Origin of the sequence: Streptomyces sp. PKU-EA00015 (genome assembly GCF_013387495.1) — a bacterium.
In the GTDB taxonomy this organism is placed as follows: domain Bacteria; phylum Actinomycetota; class Actinomycetes; order Streptomycetales; family Streptomycetaceae; genus Streptomyces.
In genome coordinates this window covers 36431-54310 of record NZ_JABZEE010000008.1, presented here as the reverse complement: position 1 = coordinate 54310, position 17880 = coordinate 36431, and the positions used below count along the sequence as shown (strand labels likewise).

The following is a 17880-nucleotide window of genomic DNA, read 5'->3' as shown; positions in this document are numbered from 1 at the left end:
GTAACGAGCGCGCGCCTTCCGGTCGTGCGCCGGGGCCGCGGGCCGGGGGAGGCGGTCAGGAGGAGGGCGCGCCGGGGGACGCCCCGGTGGGCCGCTGGGTGCCGGGCTTCTTGCCCTTGTTGGCCTCCTCGACCCACTTCTTGAAGTTGGCCACGGAGATCTGCTCCTTGCCCTTCGTCGGGAAGATCGACTCCCCGTTGAGCTGCACGGTCGGCGTGCCCCGGAAGCCGCCCTTCTGGAAGGCCTCGTCGGACTTCCGGACCCAGCTGTCGTGCTTGCCGTCCTCGACGCAGCTGCGGAAGGCGGGCGTGTCCAGGCCCTGGACCTTGCCGGCGAGCTCGATGAGCCTGTCGTTCTCCGCGAAGGCGTCGTCCGGCTCCGGCGGCTGGTTGATGAACAGCACGTCGTGGTAGGCGGCGAACTTCCCGGCGTCCTGGGCGCAGGCCGCCGCGTTCGCCGCGCGCAGCGAGCCGCTGCCGCCCATGTTGCCGTCGATGAGGGTGGCGAGGCGGTACTCGATCCTGAGCTCGCCGGCCTGCTCCAGCTCGTGGATCGTGGCCCGCAGGGCGTTCTCGAACTGGGCGCAGGCCGGGCAGCGGAAGTCCTCCCACACCGTCAGGGTGGAGGGCGCGTCGCTCGCACCGACCGGGATCGCGAGCTGCTCCTCGCCCTGCGCACCGCTCGGTGCCGAGAGCGGCCCGGCCTCCGCCGGGCCGTCCTCGTCCTTGCCGCTGTTCGCCGCGATCAGGCCGACGACGGCGGCCAGGCCGAGGACTCCGACCACGGCCGCGGCCACGATCATGGTCCGCCTGCGCTTCTCGCGCACCCGGTCCTGTGCCCGTTCCTGCTGGAGCCGCTCGCGTGCGGTCCGCTTACGTTCTTGGTTCTCGCTCACAAACCGCAAACGAACCGGGGAGGCGTCGGCTCGCCTCCCCGGTCCCACATCCACCCGTACGAGCTACGCGCTGCCGCGCACTCCCCGGGCGAGATCGCCCGCCAGTTCCCGAACGGCGTCGACGGCGGCCGTCTCGTCGGGCGCGTCGAGCATGCGCTTGACGAAGGCGGAGCCGACGATCACGCCGTCGGCGAAGGAGGCGACCTCGGCGGCCTGCTGCGGGTTGGAGACGCCGAGTCCGACGCAGACGGGCAGGTCCGTGGTGGCACGGGTGCGTGCCACCAGGTCCTGGGCCTGGGCGCCGACCGACTCACGGGTACCCGTGACGCCCATCAGGGAGGCCGCGTACACGAAGCCGGAACCGGCCGCCGTGATCTTGGCGAGGCGCTCGTCCTTGCTGCTCGGAGCGACGACGAAGACCGTGGCGAGGCCGTGCTTCTCCGCGTGCTCCCTCCACAGGCCGGCCTCCTCGAACGGCAGGTCGGGCAGGATGCACCCGGCACCGCCCGCCTCGGCGAGCTCGGCGGTGAACCGCTCCACGCCGTACCGGTCGATCGGGTTCCAGTACGTCATCACGAGCACCGGCTTGCCCGTGGCGGCGTGGGCCTCGCGGACCGTGCGCATCACGTCGGCGATCCGGACCCCGCCGCGCAGGGCGATGTCGTCGGCGGTCTGGATGACCGGCCCGTCGAGGACCGGGTCGCTGTGCGGCAGACCGACCTCGACGACGTCGGCGCCGCCGTCGAACGCGGCCTTGACCGCCTCGATGCCGATCTCGACGGTCGGGAAGCCGGCGGGCAGGTACGCGATGAGCGCCGCCCGGTCCTCGTTCCTCGCCGCCGCGAGCGTGTCGCTCAGAAGCCGGATGTTGCCGCTCACTTCGCGTCCCCCTGGATCTCGGCGGCGCCGTTGTCGGCGGAGGCGTCGGCCTCGACCTGGGCGTCGGTGTCGTACAGCCCGAAGTAACGGGCGGCGGTGTCCATGTCCTTGTCGCCGCGGCCGGACAGGTTGACCACGATCAGTCCGTCCTTGCCGAGCTCGCGGCCGACCTCGAGGGCACCGGCCAGCGCGTGCGCCGACTCGATGGCCGGGATGATGCCCTCGGTACGGGACAGCAGCCGCAGAGCCTGCATGGCGGCGTCGTCCGTGACCGCGCGGTACTCACCGCGGCCGGTGTCCTTGAGGTAGGAGTGCTCGGGGCCGATGCCCGGGTAGTCGAGCCCGGCCGAGATCGAGTACGGCTCGGTGATCTGGCCCTCGTCGTCCTGGAGGACGTAGGAACGGGAGCCGTGCAGGATGCCGGGCTCGCCCGCGGTGAGAGTGGCCGCGTGCTCCCCGCTCTCGATGCCGTGCCCGGCGGGCTCGCAGCCGATCAGGCGGACGTCCGTGTCCGGGATGAAGGCGTGGAAGAGGCCGATGGCGTTCGATCCGCCGCCGACGCAGGCGACCGCGGCGTCCGGGAGGCGGCCGGCGCGCTCCAGGATCTGGCGCCGGGTCTCGACGCCGATGACCCGGTGGAAGTCGCGCACCATCGCCGGGAAGGGGTGCGGGCCCGCGACGGTGCCGAAGAGGTAGTGGGTGTGGTCGACGTTGGCGACCCAGTCGCGGAACGCCTCGTTGATGGCGTCCTTGAGGGTGCGACTGCCGGACTTCACGGCGACGACCTCGGCGCCGAGCATCCGCATGCGGGCGACGTTGAGCGCCTGCCGCCGGGTGTCGATCTCGCCCATGTAGATGGTGCATTCGAGCCCGAACAGCGCACACGCGGTGGCCGTGGCCACACCGTGCTGACCGGCGCCGGTCTCGGCGATGACGCGGGTCTTGCCCATGCGCCGGGTGAGCAGGGCCTGACCGAGCACGTTGTTGATCTTGTGCGAGCCGGTGTGGTTGAGGTCCTCGCGCTTGAGGAAGACGCGCGCACCGCCGGCGTGCTCGGCAAAGCGCGGCACCTCGGTCAGGGCGCTGGGGCGGCCGGTGTAGTTGACCATGAGTTCGCCGAGCTCGGCGGCGAAGGCGGGGTCGGACTTGGCCTTCTCGTACTCGACCGCGACCTCGTCGACGGCGGCGACGAGGGCCTCGGGGATGAACTTCCCGCCGAAGTCGCCGAAGTAGCCGGCGGGGCTGGGGACGTGACCCTCGGGGTCGGGGATGAAGTAGTCGCTGGACATGGCGACGCTGCTCCTTGTTTCGGGGCGCGTGGCCCCGGGACGTGTCGGGTGGGATGCGGCTGCGTTGCGCCTGCGGCGGCCCTTGTCCCCTCCACGGCCTGGCGGCCGTGCGCGGTACCCCCATCCCGAACCGGGGCAGGTTGCCCCGAACCCCGTACCGCGCTTCGCGCGGTTTCCTCGATCTCCCCCTACGGCCTGGCGGCCGTAGGAGGGGCACCCGGACGGGCTGCACTGCAGCCCCGTGGGCGCTTGAGGCGTGGGGGACCGGGGGCAGCGCCCCAGGTCAGCGGGAAGGGGCCGGGTCGGGAAGGGAAACCCGCCGACGCGCCCCGCGCCATCGCATCCCGTTGACCTGACCCGGCTCGTCGCCGATGACGTACCGCACCCGCCGCCCGTGCACCCGCCGCGCCGGCGCCCGGCAGCCGCGCGGCCGGCAGCCGCGGGCCAGGCGCGCGTACGGGCCGTACGCCGGGGTCACCGTCGCCGCGGGCACGCCGACGACGCCCGGACGCGAGCCCGGGGTGGCACGGCGGCGGCGGACAGCGGTCATCGGGCTCAGTCCCGCCCGTGCCGCAGCGCGGGGTGGGCACCCGCCGCCACCAGGTCGGCGACGGCCGACTTGGGGTCGCGGCCGGTGACCAGGGACTCGCCTACGAGCACGGCGTCCGCGCCCGCGTTGGCGTAGGCGATCAGGTCGTGCGGACCGCGCACGCCCGACTCGGCGATCTTGACGATGTGCGCCGGGATCTCGGGGGCGACCCGCTCGAACGTGGAGCGGTCGACCTTCAGCGTCTTCAGGTCACGGGCGTTGACGCCGATGATCTTCGCCCCGGCGTCGACGGCGCGCTCGACCTCGTCCTCGTCGTGCACCTCGACCAGCGGGGTGAGGCCGATGGACTCGGCACGCTCGATCAGGGAGACCAGCGCCTCCTGCTCCAGCGCGGCGACGATCAGCAGCGCCAGGTCGGCGCCGTACGCGCGGGCCTCCCACAGCTGGTACGCGGTGACGATGAAGTCCTTGCGCAGCACCGGGATGTCGACCTTGGCCCGTACGGCCTCCAGGTCGGCGAGCGATCCGCCGAAGCGGCGCTGCTCGGTGAGCACGGAGATGACGGCCGCGCCGCCCGCCTCGTAGTCCGCGGCGAGTCCCGCCGGGTCGGCGATCGCGGCGAGCGCGCCCTTGGAGGGGCTGGAGCGCTTGACCTCGCAGATCACCTTGACGCCCTCACCGCGCAGGGCGGCCACGCCGTCCTTGGCCGCCGGAGCCTTGGCGGCGCGCTCCTTGAGCTCCTCGAGGCTGACACGCGCCTGCCGCTCGGCCATGTCGGCGCGCACACCTTCGATGATCTCGTCGAGCACACTCACGCGAGCGGCCCCCTTCCGGGACGGTGATGGTTGAGGATCAGCCAACTCGATGGTATCCGCAGGAGCGCCCGGGGTCCTCATCCGGTCGGCCGCTGTCCCACTACCTGGGACTTCATGGGGCGAGCGCCGATCCGAACGGGAGGTTCCGCACCACGCTGAAGATCAGCAGGGCCCCGCCCGTGACCCACCACCAACCGGGGGCGAGACCGATCCGCAGCGGCCTGCCCTGAACGGCGCGAACCAGCCACAGGACCCACACGACGGCGAAGACGGCGTAGCCGACGACGGCGGCCGCGTTGGCGCCGAGGGCGGTGCCCAGATCGCCGTGGATGAAGGCGTGGGCGCTGCGCAGGCCGCCGCAGCCGGGGCAGTAGACGCCGGTGAAGCGGAGGAGGGGGCAGACGGGGTAGTGACCGGGCTCGTTGGGGTCGACGGTGCCGACGTAGGCGAAGGCGGCGGCGACGCCGGTGAGGGCGGCGAGGGGCGCGGCCACGCGCCGTGCCGTACCCTGCGGCGCCAGACGGCCGCCCGCGGGCACCGCGCCCGGTCCCCACTGCGCCGCACCGGCGTCGGCGCGCTCGGGCCGGGTACCGGCGGCCGTCGCGTACCCACGCGCGGCATGACCCCCGACGCCCACGGACGCCGGGTCCGACAGGGCGCCGCGGTCGTCCGCCCCGTGGCTGGGGGCCGGGAGGACTCCGGCACCCGCAGGCGGTGCCTCGGCTCCGGAACGGCGGTGCCCGCCGTGTGCCGCCACCGACGGCCGGCCCCCGAGCCCCGCCGCATCCGGCCCTGACATCCGCCCGTCCGCGGAACGCCCCGGTGCGTCCGGCCCGGTGCCGGCCGGCGACGCGCCGGCGGCCGCGGACGCGTCGTCCGTCGGCGCCTGGGGGGCCGGGCGGGGCGGGGGGCCGGAGGCCGGGGGCGTCGGGGTCATCTCGTGATTCTCACCGTTCCAGCAGAACGGCGCAGCCCGGTCGTGCCGTGCTGCGCCGTTTCGTGTCGGATCGTCACCGCGTCAGGCGGTCGCCCGCTCCTGCGCGGCGGCGCGGTTACGGGCCTGGACCACCTCGTCCGGCTCCTTCGGCGTGCCGAGACCGGCCCTCTTCATGGCGCCGCCCGCGATCGCGCCGAGCGCGATGAGGGCCGAACCGGCCCAGAAGCCGACCGGGCTGTTCGCCACCATGAAGACGCCTGCGACGCAGAAGCCGATGAAGGAGATGGTGACACCGGTCCAGGCGGCCGGGGTGTGTCCGTGGCTGCTGCCCGCCATGAGTTGCTCCTCGTTTGTGATGCGCTGTCGTGAGCTGGTGCTCGTGCTGAGCCGGACGCTCGCAGTCATTGTCCCGTACGACAACACGCGCGGTGAGCTGGGGTCACCCTTCGCGCGTCGGGTCCTCGCCGCGGTCCAGGGCCTTCCAGAGGTCCTCGGGCCGGTCGGGGTCCACTGCGGCCGCCTTGCGGGGACGCGGTGTGCCGTCGCGCTCGTAGCGGCCGGACATGGCGGGCCACTGCCTGCCGTACCGCAGCGCCAGGACACCCGCGAGCAGGATCAGCAGGCCGCCGGCCGCGGTCACATAGGGCCAGGCCGTGTGGGTGAGCGCATCGACCGTCGCGGCGGCGTCACCCGTGGTCCGCGCCGCCTTCTCGTCGAGCGCGTCGCTGTCGGACGCGCCCAGCAGCGCCGCCAGCGCCGCGCCCGCGCCGCTGAGCGCGAGGAGCCCGGAGACGACGACGCGGCCCGCTCTGCGGACGGCGAACACGGCGACGAGGGCGGCGAGTCCGACGATCGCGAGGGCGGTGGGCACGCCCGTGACGTCCCCGCCGTCGGCGTCGAGCGGAACGGTTCCGCCGCCGACCGAGGCGTGGCCCTCGGCCCAGATCTGCCCGGCGGCGAGCAGGACGACGGTCGCGCCGACGGCGCCGAGGAGCAGGGCCGCGGCGAGGCTGCGGCGGCTGCCGCTCGGGGCGGCCGCCGCGGCGGCGCGGGGCTGGGGTACGGGTACGGCACTCACGCGTCCACTATCCCTTACCGCCCGGCCGCGCCGTTCAGCCGGTTGGCGGTGTGGACGGCGCGCAGCACCGCCGCCGCCTTGTTGCGGCACTCGGTGTCCTCGGCGACCGGGTCGGAGTCGGCGACGACACCCGCTCCGGCCTGGACGTACGCCGTGCCGTCGCGCAGCAGCGCGGTCCTGATGGCGATGGCGGTGTCGGAGTCGCCCGCGAAGTCGAGGTAGCCGACGGCACCGCCGTACAGCCCGCGCCGCGAGGGCTCCAGCTCGTCGATGATCTGCATCGCGCGGGGCTTGGGCGCCCCGGACAGAGTGCCCGCGGGGAAGCAGGCGGTGAGGACGTCGAAGGCGGTACGGCCCTCGGCGACCTTGCCGGTCACCGTGGAGACGATGTGCATGACGTGGGAGTACCGCTCGATCGACATGAAGTCCACGACCTCGACGCTGCCGGGCTCGCAGACGCGGCCCAGGTCGTTGCGGCCGAGGTCGACGAGCATCAGGTGCTCGGCGCGCTCCTTGGGGTCGGCGAGCAGTTCCTCCGCGAGGTCGTGGTCCTCCTGCGGGGTGGCGCCGCGCGGGCGGGTGCCGGCGATCGGGTGGAGCATGGCGTGCCCGTCCTCGACCTTGACCAGCGCCTCCGGACTGGAGCCGACGACGTCGAACCCCTCGAAGCGGAAAAGGTACATGTACGGCGACGGGTTGGTGGCCCGCAGGACCCGGTAGACGTCCAGCGCGCTCGCGGCGCACGGCGTCTCGAACCGCTGGGAGGGGACGACCTGGAACGCCTCGCCGGCCCGGATGCGCTCCTTGATGTCCTCGACGGCGTCCTGGTAGTCCCGCCCTCCCCACAGAGCGGAGAACTCGGGCAGCTCGGAGGGCGGCAGGGCGGCGGGCGCGGAGGCGAGCGGCCGGGCGAGGTCGGCCTCCATGGCGTCGAGGCGGGCGACGGCGCCCGCGTACGCCTCGTCGACCCCGGTGGCGAGGCAGTTGTGGTTGATGGCGTTGGCGATCAGCAGGACGCTGCCGTCCCAGTGGTCCATGACCGCGAGGTCCGAGGTGAGCAGCATGGTCAGCTCGGGCAGCTTCAGGTCGTCGCGCTCACCGGGGCCGATCTTCTCGAGCCTGCGCACGATGTCGTAGCCGAGGTAGCCGACCATGCCGCCGGTGAAGGGCGGCATGCCCGACGCGAGGTCGCGCGGGGTGTGGAGGGTCTGCACGGTCTCGCGCAGGGCGGTGAGCGGGTCGCCGTCCACGGGGACGCCGACGGGCGGGACGCCGAGCCAGTGCGCCTGGCCGTCGCGGACGGTGAGCGTGGCGTCGGAGCGTACGCCGATGAACGAGTAGCGCGACCAGGAGCGGCCGTTCTCCGCGGACTCCAGGAGGAACGTGCCGGGGCGCTCGGCGGCGAGCTTGCGGTAGAGCCCGACGGGTGTGTCGCCGTCCGCGAGCAGGCGACGGCTGACGGGGATGACACGGCGGTCGGCGGCCAGCTTGCGGAAGGTCTCGAGATCCATGGCGGCAGACCCTACTCGCCGAGGGGCAGGACGTCGGCGTCGAAGCAGGTCCGGGCGCCGGTGTGGCAGGCGGCGCCGACCTGGTCGACCTTGACGAGCACGGTGTCGGCGTCGCAGTCCAGGGCGACGGACTTCACGTGCTGGACGTGGCCGGAGGTGTCGCCCTTGACCCAGTACTCCTGGCGGCTGCGGGACCAGTAGGTGCAGCGGCCGGTGGTCAGGGTGCGGTGCAGTGCCTCGTCGTCCATCCAGCCGAGCATCAGCACCTCACCGGTGTCGTACTGCTGGGCGATGGCGGGGAGAAGGCCGTCGGCGCTGCGCTTGAGGCGGGCGGCGACGGCGGGGTCGAGGCCACTGGCGGGGACACTGCTGGTCATGCGCCCATTGTGCCGTGCCGTGGGGTGGCCCGGTCGGTGCGTCCACTGGGCGGACCCGGCGGGGCGGCCGTACGCTGGCGGGCATGTCGACCCATGCGAAGCGCGAACGACTTCTGCTCGCCGATGTGTTGGAGGCGGCGGGGCCGGAGGCCGCGACCCTGTGCCACGGCTGGACGACCCGGGAGCTGGCGGCGCACGTGGTGATGCGCGAGCGCAGGCCGGACGCCGCGGGCGGGATCCTGATCAAGGCGCTCAAGGACCGTGCGGAGCGGATCCAGGCGGAGTTCGCGGCGAAGCCGTACGACGAGCTGGTCCTGCTGATCCGTACGGGGCCGCCGCGGATGTCCCCGTACGCCATCAAACAGGTCGACGAGGCGGCGAACACGATCGAGTTCTTCGTCCATGCCGAGGACGTGCGGCGGGCACAGCCGGACTGGGCGCCGCGTGATCTGGACAAGGTCTTCGAGAACGTGCTGTGGTCGCGCCTGGAGAAGGGCGCGCGCCTGCTGGGGCGCAGGTCGCCGGTGGGTCTGGTGCTGCGCCGGCCGGACGGGCGGACGGCGGTGGCGCATCGCGGTACGCCCGTGGTGACGGTGACCGGGGAGCCCGGCGAGCTGCTGCTGTTCGCCTTCGGCCGCCAGGACGCGGCGCGGGTGGACCTGGAGGGCGACAAGGACTCGATCACGCGGGTCCGCGAGGCGCAGCTCGGGGTGTAGGTGCCGGCGCGCCCGCGAGAGATTCTCGTGCGTTGTCCGGCCCGGCGCGGGGCACACCCGTACGGGCGCGCAGGGACGTGCGGACGTGCCGAAGGGGTCCCGGGACGTTCTGCCGGGACCCCTTCGGTTCGGGGTCAGCGGACCGGGTGGCCCGCTGCCCGCAGGGCGTCCTTGACCTGGGAGATCCGCAGGTCGCCGAAGTGGAACACGGAGGCGGCGAGCACCGCGTCCGCGCCCGCGTCGACGGCCGGCGGGAAGTCGGCCAGCTTGCCGGCGCCGCCGGACGCGATCACCGGGATCGTCACGTGCTTCCGCACGGCCGCGATCATCTCGGTGTCGTAGCCGTCCTTGGTGCCGTCGGCGTCCATCGAGTTGAGCAGGATCTCGCCGGCGCCCAGTTCGGCGGCCCGGTGCGCCCACTCGACGGCGTCGATGCCGGTGCCCTTGCGGCCGCCGTGCGTGGTGACCTCGAACGACCCCGCCGCGGTCCGCCGTGCGTCGACGGACAGCACCAGCACCTGGCGGCCGAACCGCTCGGCGATCTCGCGGATCAGCTCGGGGCGGGCGATCGCCGCGGTGTTGACACCGACCTTGTCGGCGCCCGCGCGCAACAGCTTGTCGACGTCCTCGGCGCTGCGCACGCCGCCGCCGACGGTGAGCGGGATGAAGACCTGTTCGGCGGTGCGGCGCACCACGTCGTAGGTGGTCTCCCGGTTTCCGGACGAGGCGGTGATGTCGAGGAAGGTGAGCTCGTCGGCGCCTTCGGCGTCGTACAGCTTGGCCATCTCGACGGGGTCGCCCGCGTCGCGCAGGTTCTGGAAGTTGACGCCCTTGACGACCCGGCCGGCGTCGACGTCCAGGCAGGGGATCACGCGGACCGCGAGGGTCATGCGGCACCTCCTTCGGTTGCGGTGGGCCGGTACGCCTCGACCTCGACCTCGACCACCAGCGAGGGGTCGACGAAGCCGGAGACGATGAGCATCGACGCGGCCGGACGGACCTCGCCGAACAACTCCTTGTGCGCGCGGCCCACTTCGTCCACGTCCCGGGCATGAGTGATGTACATGCGAGTGCGCACGACGTCCTCGGCGCCGAGGCCGAGTTCCTTCAGGGCGTCGATCGCCACCCCGAACGCGGTCATCGTCTGCTCGAACGGTCCGCCCGCGGAGATCTCGCCGCCGACGATGGAGGTGCAGCCGGAGACGAGGACCAGGCCGTTGGACAGCTGGACGGCGCGGGAGTAGCCGAAGGACTCCTCCCACGGACCGCCCGAGCCGATCCGGCGTACGGCTTCCGTCATGCGGACACCGCCGCCAGGGCCTCTTCCAGCGTGAACGCCTTGGCGTACAGCGCCTTTCCGACGATCGCGCCCTCGACGCCCTCGGGCACCAGGGACGCGAGGGCGCGCAGGTCGTCGAGGGAGGAGACGCCGCCGGAGGCGACGACGGGCTTGTCGGTCGCGGCGCAGACGTTCCGCAGCAGCTCCAGGTTGGGGCCCTGGAGCGTGCCGTCCTTGGCGATGTCGGTGACCACGTACCGGGCGCAGCCCTCGGAGTCGAGGCGGGCCAGGGTCTCGTACAGGTCGCCGCCGTCGCGGGTCCAGCCGCGGCCGCGCAGGGTGGTGCCCCGCACGTCGAGGCCGACGGCGATCCTGTCGCCGTACTCGGCGATGACCTTGGCGACCCACTCGGGGGTCTCCAGCGCGGCGGTGCCCAGGTTGACGCGTCGGCAGCCGGTGGCGAGCGCGGCCGCGAGGGAGGCGTCGTCGCGGATGCCGCCGGACAGTTCGACCTTGATGCCGTGACCCGACAGGCTCCCTGCGACCTCGGCGATCAGGTCGCGGTTGTCGCCGGTGCCGAAGGCGGCGTCCAGATCGACGAGGTGCAGCCACTCGGCGCCCGCGCGCTGCCACGCGAGGGCGGCCTCCAGCGGGGAGCCGTAGGAGGTCTCCGTACCGGACTCGCCATGGACGAGGCGGACGGCCTGGCCGTCGCGGACGTCGACTGCGGGGAGGAGTTCAAGCTTCGGCATCAGAGCGTCTCGATCCAATTGGTCAGCAGCTGGGCACCGGCGTCGCCGGACTTCTCGGGATGGAACTGGGTGGCCCACAGCGCGCCGTTCTCGACGGCGGCGACGAAGGACTCGCCGTGCGTGGCCCAGGTGACCTTGGGCGCGCGCATGGCGGCGTTGGTGGCCTCGAAGTTCCACTCGTGCACCGCGTAGGAGTGCACGAAGTAGAACCGCGCGTCGTCGTCGACTCCGGCGAAGAGCTCGCTGTCCGCGGGCGCATCGACGGTGTTCCAGCCCATGTGGGGCACAACCGGGGCCTTCAGCGGCCCGACGGTGCCGGGCCATTCGTCGAGGCCGTCGGTCTCGACGCCGTGCTCGATGCCGCGCGCGAACAGGATCTGCATGCCGACGCAGATGCCCATGACGGGCCGGCCGCCGGAGAGCCTTCGGTCGACGATCCAGTTGCCCCGGGCCTGGGTCAGGCCCTCCATGCAGGCGGCGAAGGCGCCGACGCCGGGGACGAGGAGCCCGTCGGCGTTCATGGCCCTGTCGTAGTCACGGGTGATCTCGACGTCCGCGCCGACGCGCGCGAGGGCGCGCTCGGCGGAACGGACGTTGCCGAAGCCGTAGTCGAAGACGACGACCTTCTTCTGTGCGCTCATTCTGCTACTCCCAGATTCCCTGAATCCGCAGGACGCCGGCGACCAGGCACATCGCGGAGGCCGCGGTCAGCAGCACGATGGGCCCCTTGGGCATCTTCTGTCTGGAGAAGGAGTAGACGCCGCCGGCGAGGAACAGCCCGACGACGATGAGGATGGTGGACAGGCCGGTCATCGTCTTACAGCGCGCCCTTCGTGGAGGGAAGAATGCCGGCGGCGCGCGGGTCGCGCTCCGAGGCGTAGCGCAGGGCGCGGGCGAGGGCCTTGAACTGACACTCGACGATGTGGTGCGCGTTGCGCCCGTACGGGACGTGGACGTGCAGGGCGATCTGCGCCTGGGCGACGAAGGACTCCAGGATGTGCCGGGTCATCGTCGTGTCGTAGGTGCCGATCATCGGCGCCATGTTCTCCGGCTCGGTGTGCACCAGGTAGGGGCGGCCCGAGAGGTCGACGGTGACCTGCGCGAGGGACTCGTCCAGCGGCACGGTGCAGTTGCCGAAGCGGTAGATGCCCACCTTGTCGCCGAGGGCCTGCTTGAAGGCGGCTCCGAGCGCGAGGGCGGTGTCCTCGATGGTGTGGTGGGTGTCGATGTGCAGGTCGCCGTCGGTCTTGACGGTCAGGTCGAACAGGCCGTGCCTGCCGAGCTGGTCCAGCATGTGGTCGAAGAAACCGACGCCGGTGGCGACGTCGACCTTGCCGGTGCCGTCGAGGTCTATCTCGACGACGACCGAGGTCTCCTTGGTGGTGCGCTCGACCCGTCCAGTGCGGCTCATGAGCTCTGCTCCTTCTTCAGTGCGCGAACCGCATCGAGGAACGCGTCGTTCTCTTCGGGCGTACCGGCGGTGACCCGCAGCCGGCCCGGTACGCCGTTGTCACGGACCAGCACGCCGTGGTCGAGGATCTTCTGCCACATCGCCTGCGCGCCGCCCTCGCCGTCGAAGCGCCCGAACTGCACGAAATTGGCGTCGGAGTCGGTGACTTCGTAGCCGATGGCGCGCAGCTCCGCGACCAGCCGGTCCCGCTCGGTCTTCAGCTGCTCGACGTACCCGAGGAGCGTATCGGTGTGCTCCAGGGCGGCCAGCGCGGTGGCCTGGGTGACGGCCGACAGGTGGTACGGCAGGCGCACCAGCTGGACGGCGTCGACCACCGCGGGGTGCGCGGCGAGGTAGCCGAGGCGCAGCCCGGCCGCGCCGAACGCCTTCGACATCGTGCGCGAGATCACCAGGTTCGGCCGGCCCTCGATGAGCGGCAGCAGTGAGGGGTGGTGGCTGAACTCCACGTACGCCTCGTCCACCACGACGAGGGACGGCTTGGCCGCCTGCGCGGCCTCGTACAGCGCGAGGACGGTGTCGGCGTCGACAGCGGTGCCGGTGGGGTTGTTGGGCGTGGTGACGAAGACGACGTCCGGTCGGTGCTCGGCGATGGCGGCCCGCGCCTTGCCGACGTCGATGGTGAAGTCGTCGCCACGGGGGCCGGAGATCCAGCCCGTGCCGGTGCCCCGGGAGATGAGCCCGTGCATGGAGTAGGACGGCTCGAAGCCGATGGCGACCCGCCCGGGGCCGGCGAAGGTCTGCAGCAGCTGCTGGATGACCTCGTTGGAGCCGTTGGCGGCCCAGACGTTGGCGAGCGTGACCTCGTGGCCGGTCGTGCGGGTGAGGTAGCGCGCCAGCTCGGTGCGCAGCTCGACCGCGTCCCGGTCGGGGTAGCGGTTCAGCCCGCGCGCGGCGTCGCGCACGCGCTCGGCGATCCGCTCGACGAGCGGCTCGGGAAGCGGGTAGGGGTTCTCGTTGGTGTTCAGCCGGACGGGGACGTCGAGCTGGGGCGCGCCGTAGGGGGACTTGCCGCGCAGCTCGTCCCGGATCGGCAGGTCGTCAATGCCGGTGTTCTCGCTCACTGTCCCGGCACCTTCCAGTCGAACCGAGCCTTCAGGGCGGCCCCGTGCGCGGGCAGGTCCTCCGCCTCGGCCAGCGTCACCACGTGGTGGGCGACCTCGGCGAGCGCGTCGCGCGTGTAGTCCACGATGTGGATGCCGCGCAGGAACGACTGCACGGACAGGCCCGAGGAGTGGCAGGCGCAGCCACCGGTGGGCAGGACGTGGTTGGAGCCGGCGGCGTAGTCGCCGAGCGACACGGGCGCCCACGGGCCGACGAAGATCGCGCCCGCGTTGCGGACGCGGGCCGCGACGTCGCCGGCGTCGGCGGTCTGGATCTCCAGGTGTTCGGCGCCGTACGCGTCGACGACCTTGAGACCGTCCTCGACCGAGGAGACCAGGACGATCGCGGACTGCCTGCCGGCCAGCGCGGGCCTGATCCGGTCCTCGACGTGCTTGGTGGCCGCGACCTGCGGCTCCAGCTCGCGCTCGACCGCGGCGGCGAGCTCCTCGGAGTCGGTGACGAGCACGGCCGCGGCCAGCGGGTCGTGCTCGGCCTGGCTGATCAGGTCGGCGGCGACGTGCACCGGGTCGGCGGTCGAGTCGGCGAGGATCGCGATCTCGGTGGGACCGGCCTCGGCGTCGATGCCGATACGGCCGGTGAAGTACCGCTTGGCCGCGGCGACCCAGATGTTGCCGGGGCCGGTGACCATGTTGGCCGGGGGGCAGGACTCGGTGCCGTAGGCGAACATCGCGACGGCCGTGGCGCCGCCCGCCGCGTACACCTCGTCGACGCCGAGCAGCGCGCAGGCCGCGAGGATGGTGGGGTGCGGAAGGCCGCCGAACTCCTTCTGCGCGGGGGACGCCAGCGCGAGGGACGGGACGCCGGCTTCCTGCGCGGGCACCACGTTCATGATCACGGAGGAGGGGTAGACGGACCGGCCACCGGGGGCGTAGAGCCCGACGCGGTCGACGGGGACCCACTTCTCGGTGACGGTGCCGCCGGGGACGACCTGCGTGGTGTGGTCCTTGCGGCGCTGTGCGCGGTGGACGATCCTGGCGCGCCGGATCGACTCCTCCAGGGCGGCCCTGACCTCGGCGTCGAGCTCGTCCAGTGCCCGGGTGAGGGCGGCGGCGGGCACGCGCACCTGGTCGAGGACGACCCCGTCGAACGTCTCCGCGTACTCGATCAGCGCCGCGTCGCCACGATGATGCACGTCCTCGCAGATCGGCCGCACCTTGTCCAGGGCGGCTTCCACGTCGAAATCGGCACGGGGCAGCAGGTCGCGCAGAGCGCCGCCCTCCGGGAGGGCGTCGCCGCGCAGATCGATTCGAGAGATCACGGAACCAATTCTCTCAGACCGGATCCGGCGGTTGTTTTCCGTATCAGTGACTGATACGGACGTGGCCGTAACCCGGCCCCCACCGCTCCCGGAGGCCAAAAACAGCCACCCCAGTCATCTCCGGCCGACCCTCACCACTAGCGTTCAGGCCGTCACTCAGCGGGAAGAACAGCTGTACGAGCCAACGAGCGGAGGAGCGGCAGTGACCGAGCCGCTTGACGACGGGCCCCCGGAGGGACTGAGCCCGACCGAGCAGAACATGTGGACCGCCTTCAGAAACGGAAGCACGCACGACCTCAGCGACACCGATCCCCTGCTGAACGACCCCTTCTCCCCCCGCCCCTGGGGCCCCGAGCGCAGCGTCCGCGCGTCCATCGTGGCGCGGCTGCTGCTGAGCGGGCCCTCCGCACGGCCCGGGCGGGTCGCCGCGCTCAAGCTGCGCGGCGTCCAGATCACCGGCACGCTCAAGCTCGCCGGCGGCAGCATCGGCCCCTACGTCGAGCTCAACGGCTGCCGCTTCGAGAACGAGCTGCTGATGCCCGAGGCGCACTTCACCACCGTGCGCCTGGTCGGCTGCGCGATTCCGCGCATCGAGGCGGCCCGGCTGCGCACGGAGGGCGATCTGCACATGCCGCGCTGCCGGGTGGAGCACGGCATCCGGCTCACCGACGCGCAGATCGGCACGGACCTGCTGATCAACCAGATCCATGTGCGCCCGGACCGCCGCGGGCGTGCCATCACCGCGGACGGCCTGTCGGTCGCCCAGGACTTACAGGCCGAACTGATCGAGACATACGGGGAGTTCAGCCTGCGCGGCGCGAAGATCGGCGTCTCGCTCAGTCTGCGCGGCAGCCGGCTGCGGGCAGCCGCCGAGCGGCGCGCGCTGAACGCCCCGCAGCTGAGCGTGGAGCGCACGCTGTACATGACGGGCGCCTGGGTGAGCGTCGCCACCGGCAACCAGGGCGCCACTCCCCCGTTCGGGATCAACACCGCAGGGGCAGCGGTGCGCGGCTCGCGGCTGCAGCCCTTCGAGTGCTACGGCGGGGTGCGCCTGGACGACGGGCGGTTCGGCGACGCGGTCGACCTGAACCGCGCGCGGTTCGTGCTGAGCCCGCACGAGGAGCTGTCGCTGCGCCGGATCACGACACCCGAGCTGCGGTTCAACGCGGAGCGTCCCGAGGAGGGCCGGGTCGTGCTGAACGGCGCCAAGGTGGTGACGCTGATCGACCTGGCGGCGAGCTGGCCGGGACCGGGCGGTCTGGCGATGGGCGGCTTCGTCTACGAAAACCTCGTCCCGTACGAGGAGTTCCCGTTGTCGCGCCGGCTGGAGTGGGTGACCTCGGCGACGCCGGAGTACTCCCCGGAGCCGTACGAACGGCTCGCGACCGTGCTGCGCAACTGCGGCGAGGACGCGGACGCCCGCGAGGTGCTGCTGGCCAAGCAGCGCCGGCGGCGGGAGACGCTGCCGCTGGCCGCGAAGCTGTGGGGCTACCTGCAGGACTGGACCGTGGCGTACGGCTACCGGCCCGGCCGGGCAGCGCTGTGGATGGCGGTGCTGTGGGCGGCGGGCGCCATCGCCTTCGCACAGGTGGCCCCGGATCCGATCAAGAAGGAGGAGCACCCGGAATGGAATCCGGCTCTGTACGCGCTGGATCTGCTCATTCCGGTGATCAATCTCGGCCAGGACGGCTATTGGAGACTTGACGAGCACTGGCAATGGGCTTCGGCGGCGCTGGTGCTTCTCGGGTGGATTCTGGCGACCACGGTGGCGGCGGGAGCCTCCCGCCTGCTGCGGCGCGGATAAGGCGCGGAACGGCGTTTCTTTTACCCTGTCTTGACTCGCCCCCGAGCAACCTTTCCGCCGCTACCAAAGATTCACAGGTGGGCTCTGGCGCCGCGCTCACCTGCGGTTTTCAATGGTCCGCACCATGTCTTTCCTTCGCGCCCTGACTCGTGCCGCGCGCATGATCCGTCATACGCCCGGGCTGTCCGACGGCCTCGTGCCCGACGACGCGGTGCTGCTCGACGCCCCCGACGAGCGGCTCGGTCCCGCGCTCGTCGCGGCCGCCGAGGGCGAGTACGAAGGGGCCGCGAAGCTGCTCGCGACCACCCGGGAATCAGCCGAATGGGAGAACCGCGACCGGTACGTGTCGCGGCTCGCCGCCTTCGCCAGGAACCGGGACGAATGGCTCGGCAGCTGGCTGGGCGCGTCGCCCCGCGACGCGGACGCCCTGCTCGTGAAGGCGCAGCTCGCGGTCGCGCGGGCGTGGGAGTCGCCGGCCCGCGCCGAGCGGCTGCGCGAGGTCGGCCCGCTGATCGACGCGGCGGCGGACGCCGAACCGAGCGACCCCGTGCCGTGGCGCATCGCGCTGGACCACGCCCGCGGGACGCACGCGACGCACACGGCGTTCGAGTCCCTGTGGGAACGGGCCATCCGCCGGTCGTCGCACCACTACGGCTGCCATGTGGCGGCGCTGCAGTACCTGTCCGCCCAGTGGTACGGCTCCCACCGCGAGTGCTTCGACTTCGCCGAGGAGGCGGCGGCCGACGCGCTGCCGGGTTCGCTGGTCCAGGCGCTGCCGGTCCGGGCGGCGTTCGCCCAGTTGCTGACCGGCGAGCCGACCACGTCGGTCCAGGAGGACCGGATCGACGCGGCGGCGGATCTCGCCATCGCGCTGTCCGCGGACTACGCGGCCGGGGACCCCTGGCCGGCCGAGGTCCGCAACCTGCTCGCGTACGTGCTCGTGGCGCGGGGGCGGTGGGCGGACGCGCTGGCGCAGTTCCGGCTGATCGGCCCCTACGCGACCTCCTTCCCCTGGACGTCGGTGACGGACGATCCGCTGGGTCGGTTCCTGCGGGCGCGGGACGGGGTGCGGACCGAGGTCGCGTCCACGATGCCGCTGCGCGGGCGCGGGCGCGGGGCCCGCACCCGCGCCCATTACTCTTGACCG

At 72.5% G+C, this 17880-nt stretch carries 21 protein-coding genes; 3 read left to right on the top strand and 18 right to left on the bottom strand.

Translation table 11 applies throughout. The features are described from left to right. Positions 1-55: 55 nt before the first annotated feature. The 10 genes from HW130_RS08165 to hisI form a co-directional block, all read right to left on the bottom strand. Complete coding sequence (locus HW130_RS08165) at positions 56-895, bottom strand: thioredoxin domain-containing protein (protein WP_177148763.1); 840 nt, start codon at positions 893-895, stop codon at positions 56-58. A gap of 63 nt (positions 896-958) precedes the next feature. Then, on the bottom strand, positions 959-1774 hold the full coding sequence (gene trpA, locus HW130_RS08160; protein ID WP_177148762.1) for a tryptophan synthase subunit alpha: 816 nt from the start codon (positions 1772-1774) through the stop codon (positions 959-961). Then, positions 1771-3063: a tryptophan synthase subunit beta gene (trpB, locus tag HW130_RS08155; protein ID WP_177148761.1), complete on the bottom strand. Its 1293-nt coding sequence runs from the start codon at positions 3061-3063 to the stop codon at positions 1771-1773. Before trpB ends, trpA begins: the two co-directional genes overlap by 4 nt. A 283-nt stretch (positions 3064-3346) precedes the next feature. Beyond that, positions 3347-3613: a tryptophan biosynthesis modulator TrpM gene (trpM, locus tag HW130_RS08150; protein WP_218183265.1), complete on the bottom strand. Its 267-nt coding sequence runs from the start codon at positions 3611-3613 to the stop codon at positions 3347-3349. 5 nt (positions 3614-3618) lie between these two features. Then, entirely contained in the window at positions 3619-4428 is an 810-nt protein-coding gene (trpC, locus tag HW130_RS08145) for an indole-3-glycerol phosphate synthase TrpC (RefSeq protein ID WP_177148760.1), read from the bottom strand. Between the two features lie 112 nt (positions 4429-4540). Beyond that, complete coding sequence (locus HW130_RS08140) at positions 4541-5065, bottom strand: DUF2752 domain-containing protein (RefSeq protein WP_375256516.1); 525 nt, start codon at positions 5063-5065, stop codon at positions 4541-4543. Between the two features lie 381 nt (positions 5066-5446). After that, entirely contained in the window at positions 5447-5701 is a 255-nt protein-coding gene (locus tag HW130_RS08135; protein ID WP_177148759.1) for an HGxxPAAW family protein, read from the bottom strand. Between the two features lie 103 nt (positions 5702-5804). After that, entirely contained in the window at positions 5805-6443 is a 639-nt protein-coding gene (locus HW130_RS08130) for a TIGR02234 family membrane protein (protein ID WP_177148758.1), read from the bottom strand. Positions 6444-6457: 14 nt separating this feature from the next. After that, entirely contained in the window at positions 6458-7954 is a 1497-nt protein-coding gene (locus HW130_RS08125) for an anthranilate synthase component I (RefSeq protein WP_177148757.1), read from the bottom strand. An 11-nt stretch (positions 7955-7965) separates the two neighbouring features. Beyond that, positions 7966-8331: a phosphoribosyl-AMP cyclohydrolase gene (gene hisI / locus HW130_RS08120; RefSeq protein WP_177148756.1), complete on the bottom strand. Its 366-nt coding sequence runs from the start codon at positions 8329-8331 to the stop codon at positions 7966-7968. An 83-nt stretch (positions 8332-8414) separates the two neighbouring features. Between hisI and HW130_RS08115 the strand changes: the two genes are divergently transcribed. Then, on the top strand, positions 8415-9047 hold the full coding sequence (locus HW130_RS08115) for a TIGR03085 family metal-binding protein (protein WP_177148755.1): 633 nt from the start codon (positions 8415-8417) through the stop codon (positions 9045-9047). Between the two features lie 134 nt (positions 9048-9181). Here HW130_RS08115 and hisF read toward each other — a convergent pair whose 3' ends face one another. Genes hisF through hisD form a run of 8 tightly spaced genes read right to left on the bottom strand, consistent with a single transcriptional unit; the run spans position 9182 to position 14929 of the window. Next, a complete protein-coding gene (gene hisF, locus HW130_RS08110; RefSeq protein WP_177148754.1) occupies positions 9182-9937 on the bottom strand; it encodes an imidazole glycerol phosphate synthase subunit HisF in 756 nt (251 codons plus the stop codon). Beyond that, on the bottom strand, positions 9934-10347 hold the full coding sequence (locus HW130_RS08105) for a RidA family protein (RefSeq protein WP_177148753.1): 414 nt from the start codon (positions 10345-10347) through the stop codon (positions 9934-9936). The genes hisF and HW130_RS08105 overlap by 4 nt, the downstream gene beginning before the upstream one ends. Next, positions 10344-11078, bottom strand: a complete 735-nt coding sequence (gene priA / locus HW130_RS08100) for a bifunctional 1-(5-phosphoribosyl)-5-((5-phosphoribosylamino)methylideneamino)imidazole-4-carboxamide isomerase/phosphoribosylanthranilate isomerase PriA (RefSeq protein ID WP_177148752.1) — start codon at positions 11076-11078, stop codon at positions 10344-10346. The genes HW130_RS08105 and priA overlap by 4 nt, the downstream gene beginning before the upstream one ends. Beyond that, a complete protein-coding gene (gene hisH / locus HW130_RS08095; RefSeq protein ID WP_177148751.1) occupies positions 11078-11719 on the bottom strand; it encodes an imidazole glycerol phosphate synthase subunit HisH in 642 nt (213 codons plus the stop codon). The genes priA and hisH overlap by 1 nt, the downstream gene beginning before the upstream one ends. 4 nt (positions 11720-11723) lie before the next feature. Further along, entirely contained in the window at positions 11724-11891 is a 168-nt protein-coding gene (locus HW130_RS08090) for a hypothetical protein (RefSeq protein WP_177148750.1), read from the bottom strand. Between the two features lie 4 nt (positions 11892-11895). Beyond that, positions 11896-12489, bottom strand: coding sequence for an imidazoleglycerol-phosphate dehydratase HisB (hisB, locus tag HW130_RS08085; protein ID WP_177148749.1), 594 nt, complete (start codon positions 12487-12489; stop codon positions 11896-11898). Continuing rightward, positions 12486-13610 (bottom strand): histidinol-phosphate transaminase, encoded by a 1125-nt coding sequence (locus HW130_RS08080; protein ID WP_177148748.1) that lies wholly within the window; start codon positions 13608-13610, stop codon positions 12486-12488. The genes hisB and HW130_RS08080 overlap by 4 nt, the downstream gene beginning before the upstream one ends. After that, the gene (gene hisD / locus HW130_RS08075) at positions 13607-14929 is read right to left on the bottom strand and encodes a histidinol dehydrogenase (protein ID WP_177148747.1); all 1323 of its coding nucleotides are present in this window, start codon (positions 14927-14929) and stop codon (positions 13607-13609) included. Before hisD ends, HW130_RS08080 begins: the two co-directional genes overlap by 4 nt. A 202-nt stretch (positions 14930-15131) precedes the next feature. Here hisD and HW130_RS08070 point away from each other — a divergent pair, with 202 nt between their 5' ends. Both HW130_RS08070 and HW130_RS08065 read left to right on the top strand, forming a co-directional pair. Next, positions 15132-16733, top strand: coding sequence for an oxidoreductase (locus tag HW130_RS08070; RefSeq protein WP_177148746.1), 1602 nt, complete (start codon positions 15132-15134; stop codon positions 16731-16733). Positions 16734-16845: 112 nt separating this feature from the next. Beyond that, a complete protein-coding gene (locus HW130_RS08065; RefSeq protein WP_177148745.1) occupies positions 16846-17877 on the top strand; it encodes a hypothetical protein in 1032 nt (343 codons plus the stop codon). Positions 17878-17880: the final 3 nt, after the last annotated feature.